Genomic DNA, 3,417 nt, shown 5'->3' on the forward strand with positions numbered 1-3,417 from the left:
TTTTTTGGTGCCTCGATTTTCCGTTAGCTTAATACAACACCTTGCATGAACGGGACATTACTGCATGTTTCAGATTTAACTAACGGGCAGTTTTGCTTATAGTAGTGAATCCACGCGGGGGACTTCGAGAAGGCAGTCCGAAGGATCGAAATCCCGAAAACTCATGGTAGAGTTCGGGGTTATCATTAGTATCTTGCCGTAACCATTTTTTCGTAGGCAAATGTCATAGGAACACTAGCGGATCCAATTTCATAAATTATTTTGTCGAGAAGGGCGGATGGGCTTTGTATGCCGGTTCGGATCCAGATCCAAACATTCTCGTATAACGATTGTCCCGTGCAGGGACAGTGAAATGAATGATACGGAGGGTATTAAATGAACGAATTCCAGAAAGGTCTGCAAAACTTGAATGTCGGCCAATTCAATACGTCGGGGATGACCCCTACGTCGGCGCAATATCAGAACTGTCCGGGGGATTCCCGCTTATGTGTTGGTGTTTGCTTTTTTTGCGCCGGCGCATGCGGCGGGTTTTGTTCATGCGGTAACTGTTTCCGCTGCAGTAGCTGCTTCAATTGCGGAGGCTGCGGAGGCTGCGCACGTTGCGGAGGCTGCGCCCGCTGCCGTTGAGTTCCAACAAGCTCGCTTGGCGATCCGCAAAACGGTATGCCCCTGCAGATATCGCGTCTTGCAGGGGCTTGCTCCTTTTTGTTTTAGGCATGACGGACAAAACGCTCTACATAACTTGAAAATGAGGGAAAACCGAAGGTGTGTGCAATGCGGTTATCACCGGCAAAAGCTTAGTCTTTTACTTACGAAGCGGTTTTGCCTCCGGCAAAACCTTAAGGAGGAATAAAAACTTGAACCCTTCTATGCGTCTGAAAGTGAAAGGGGATACGTTCTTTCTCCCCGATTCGAATGGAGGCGTCTATTTTCGCAACAATACGGGTTCGTTCCGAATGGAAGGCGACATGGTCGACCAGTGGATCGAAAAATTGATGCCGATGCTGAGCGGGGATTATTCCATGGCGGATCTGACGGACGGGCTGCCGGAACCGTACAAGGTACGGGTTTATGAAATCGTGGAAGTACTGCTGAATAACGGCTTTGTCCGGGATTCCAGCCAAGACCGCCCACACAGTCTTGCGGAAGCGGTAGTACGGAAATATGACGCACAGATCGAATTTCTGGACAGCTTGGCGGGGGAGGGCGCTTACCGCTTTCAAACCTATCGCGAGGCTAATCCGATTGTGGTTGGTTCCGGCCCGATCTTTGTCTCGCTCGTTGCGGCTTTGTTGGAATCTGGGTTGCCCCGGTTTCGTATGTTGATCCTGAACCCGGCGACCACGGATCGCCAGCGGATCTCAGAGCTGACAGCGGCCGCGCGTCTCACGGACTCCGAGATTGAAGTCAAGGAGATCTTTCCGTCGAATGACGGCTTCCTCGATTGGTCTGAGGTCGTGCGGCAGGCGGATTCCGTTCTCTACGTTGCTCAGGATGACGATCCCGGAGAGCTTAGAGCGCTTCATGCGGCCTGCAGGGACGCGAAGAAGCTGCTGCTGCCTGCCATCTACTTGCGGCAGGTGGGCATAGCAGGACCGTTGGTGCACCCGGATTCGGACGTCTGCTTCGAATCGGCATGGCGCAGGATTCACCGAACCGCTCTTGGCGATGCAGATCGGCCGACCCCCGTCTCTACTACGTCGGAAGCCATGCTCGCGAATGTGGTCGTATTCGAATGGTTCAAGGCCGTTTCGGGCGTGCCAGTTTCTGAGTTGAACGGAAAACTGTTCCTGCTGAATCCGGAAACATTAGAAGGCGGGTGGCATTCGCTACTTCCCCATCCGCTGGTAAGGGGTCTTCGTCCGGCCGAGCCTACGGATCCGTTCGACCATTCAATCGATCAGCGAACAGAGAGGCAGAATGCGGAACGTCTCTTCTCCTATTTCCATCGCTTGACTTCGGCGGAGACCGGCATTCTTCACTTGTGGGAGGAAGGGGACTCGAAGCAGCTTCCGCTCTCCCAGTGTCGCGTTCAGGCTGTCGACCCGCTGTCGGAAGGCCCCGCTGATCTGCTGCCGCTGATCGTCTGTTCTGGAATGACGCATCATGAGGCTAGGAAGGAAGCGGGCTTGGCCGGCATCGAGGCGTACGTGTCGCGACTGGCCGGGGTTCTGAAGACAGCCAGACCTGCGCAGCCGGATTCCGCCAGCCCGATCGACTCGCAGCCGCATGGATATGTAGGGATCGGAGCAGGAGAGACCGTAGCAGAAGCGGTCTTCCGCGGACTGCGGAAATGTCTCTTCGAGGAGCTGAGAAGTCGTTCCGAATCCAGCGAGCCCTCCGTTTATCCAATCAAGCTAAGCGGAGTTGAGGACGATATTTGCCGCTATTATTTGCGCGCATTATCTACGATGCAGGAAGCCCCGGTAATCGGATTGGGTCAAGAAGCGTCGGGTTTCCCGGTCGTCTGGGTCGGTACGAACGGGTACTGGTTCGGCGGAGTCGGAGTCAACCGCACAATGGCGCTGCGTGAAGCACTCCGACAGGCGCTGATGAAAACTCAAAATGATGCGGCGGACATTCAAGGCCAAATCCTGGAGCGTTCTTCGGTCAAGGTTGAAGATGTCTTACCGCAGAGCCTGACGATCCCGGGTTTCGATGATTCGGAATCCGGCATCATGCTGCAGTCTGTCAGGCAGATCCTGCAATCGAACCATAAGCGGATCGCGGTCGTTGACTTATCGATAGAACCGTTTATGAAAGAAGAACTGGCAGGGGTGTTTGGCGTGTCGCTGAGAGAGGAGGAGACGCATTGAGCGCAATCGTGACGGTCATCGGGGAAGGACAGCTCGCGGATTTGGTAATCAAGCAATTGTCTGCCGATGGCCGCTATCGGCTGTTCCGGCAGGAGAGCATGGATTCCGGAGAGGCGGCAACGGGAGACTTGGCGCTGGTGCTGAACGATGCTTGGGATCCTTCTGTTCATCTTGCGGCGGAGGAACGGTTCCGACAGTCGGGAACACCCTGGCTTCGCGGCTTTGTTGCATTCGGAGAAGGGATTGTCGGTCCGTTGGTTCGTCCGGAGGGGCAAGGATGCTCGCAATGCGCGGATACCCGGTTCCTGCTGGCGGGAAGTGATCGCAGGGAATCGTGGGGCCTACAGCAGATGCTGGCATCGCAAGGGGGGATCGGCCGGGACGCTTGGGCATCTCGCACGGGATTGTTGCAGATGGCGCGCCTTGTTGCGGCAGAAGCCGTGAAGGTGCTGGAGGGTGGAGAGCCGGAGACGGAAAGCCGGATATACTTGATCGATCTGCGTACGATGAACAGCTCGTCGCACTTCTTTCTGCCCGATCCGCTATGTCCGACCTGCGGCCGATTGCCGGAAGACGATGAGGGGACGGCTCGCATTGAGCT

At 55.3% G+C, this 3,417-nt stretch carries 3 protein-coding genes; all 3 read left to right on the forward strand.

Going from position 1 to position 3,417, the window contains the following annotated elements; genetic code table 11:
- Window positions 1-375: 375 nt before the first annotated feature.
- On the forward strand, window positions 376-627 hold the full coding sequence (locus CPT76_RS36890; RefSeq protein ID WP_146116548.1) for a heterocycloanthracin/sonorensin family bacteriocin: 252 nt from the start codon (window positions 376-378) through the stop codon (window positions 625-627).
- Window positions 628-857: 230 nt separating this feature from the next.
- Window positions 858-2,816 (forward strand): putative thiazole-containing bacteriocin maturation protein, encoded by a 1,959-nt coding sequence (locus CPT76_RS35480; protein WP_105446224.1) that lies wholly within the window; start codon window positions 858-860, stop codon window positions 2,814-2,816.
- A partial coding sequence (locus tag CPT76_RS35485) for a TOMM precursor leader peptide-binding protein (RefSeq protein WP_146116549.1) occupies window positions 2,813-3,417 on the forward strand: 605 nt, incomplete at its 3' end. The genes CPT76_RS35480 and CPT76_RS35485, both read left to right, overlap by 4 nt.

The organism is Paenibacillus sp. AR247, assembly GCF_002968895.1.
GTDB classification, from domain to species: Bacteria; Bacillota; Bacilli; order Paenibacillales; family Paenibacillaceae; genus Paenibacillus_AQ; species Paenibacillus_AQ favisporus.